The organism is Methylophaga sp. UBA4204 (genome assembly GCF_002379485.1).
In the GTDB taxonomy this organism is placed as follows: Bacteria; Pseudomonadota; Gammaproteobacteria; order Nitrosococcales; family Methylophagaceae; genus Methylophaga.
Map to the genome: position 1 here is coordinate 6,189 of NZ_DFTU01000034.1, position 1,325 is coordinate 7,513.

At 48.2% G+C, this 1,325-nt stretch carries 2 protein-coding genes; both read left to right on the plus strand.

Annotated elements, in window-relative coordinates; translation table 11 throughout:
• Window positions 1–928 (plus strand): glucokinase (gene glk / locus B3182_RS04415; RefSeq protein WP_292751704.1); only part of this gene is annotated, 928 nt, incomplete at its 5' end.
• Complete coding sequence (apaG, locus tag B3182_RS04420; protein WP_014708098.1) at window positions 918–1,298, plus strand: Co2+/Mg2+ efflux protein ApaG; 381 nt, start codon at window positions 918–920, stop codon at window positions 1,296–1,298. The genes glk and apaG, both read left to right, overlap by 11 nt.
• Window positions 1,299–1,325 lie beyond the last annotated feature (27 nt).

Below are 1,325 nucleotides of genomic sequence, written 5' to 3' on the forward strand. Positions count from 1 at the left end.
CAGTCACCTCGAAGGTGAAATTATTCTGCAACAACGTTTGGAAAATGATGATTATGCTGATTTTGAAAGTCTGCTGACAGCGTTTTTATCTACTGTAGCCGTCGATTTTCTGCCAGTCAGTAGCGCATGTTTTGCCGTGGCAGCACCGTTAAGTGGACGCCGAGTGCAACTGACGAATCGACCCTGGATCATCGATAGCGATAAGCTGAAGCAGCAATTTCCACTTGCTGAGCTTTGCCTGGTCAATGATTTTGCCGCGGTGGGTCATGGTATCGGTGAACTTGAAGAGAATGATCTCATTGTGCTGCAGCAAGGTAAGCCGGAAGCCAAATCATTACGAGCAGTCATTGGTGCAGGTACCGGGTTGGGGCAGGCTATTCTGTCACCTCTCCATAAAAGCTGGCGGGTATGGCCAACAGAAGGCGGGCATACCGACTTTGCTGCTCAGGACACCCAACAGCACGCTTTATTGAATAAACTGTTTGAACAATTTGAGCATGTCTCCTACGAGCGGGTATTATCAGGCTCCGGCCTGGTTATGCTGTACCATTTTATTGCCGAACAGCAAGGTGACAACACGACATTGAATTTAACGGCAGAACAGATAAGTCAGTCTGCTCTGCAAGAAACAGATCCTGCGGCAGTAAAAGCCATGCAGTTATTTATGCAGATTTACGGAGCTCAGGCGGGTAATCTGGCGCTAATGACCTTGCCCAGAGCCGGAATTTTTGTCGCTGGAGGTATTGCGGTAAAGAATCTGGCCTTATTTGAACAGGGCTTTTTCATGCAGTCGTTTCTGGCGAAAGGCAGGATGCGTGGGGTGCTGGAGCAGATACCGGTGTATTTGATCAACAATCCTGATGTGGGACTCCGTGGAGCACGTTTGTTGGCTCGAAAAGCGTTGTATAATGTTGACCATGACCGATAAAAAAAACCACATTATGGTGAACGTTGAAACCACTTACCTGGATCATGAATCTGATCCGGCCAGAGCAAGATATCTTTTTGCCTATACCATTACCATTACCAATGAGGGCGATACGCCAGCGCGGTTATTATCACGTTACTGGAAAATCACTGGTGGCGATGGTCATGAACAGGAAGTGGAAGGTGATGGCGTGGTTGGTCAGCATCCTTATCTGGCGCCAACAGAAACATTTACCTACACCAGTGCGGCGATGCTGGATACCCCAGTCGGTATGATGCAGGGCCATTACAATATGATGGATGACAGTGGCAGCCGCTTTGCGGTCGATATCCCGGCATTCACATTGGCTGCTCCGCAAAAGCTGCATTAATAACCCGGCTTATAAACAGTTTCCAAT

What these genes read in the sequence shown, in the direction of transcription:
- apaG (WP_014708098.1), top strand. Translation starts at nt 918, where the DNA reads ATGACCGATAAAAAAAACCACATTATGGTGAACGTTGAAACCACTTAC.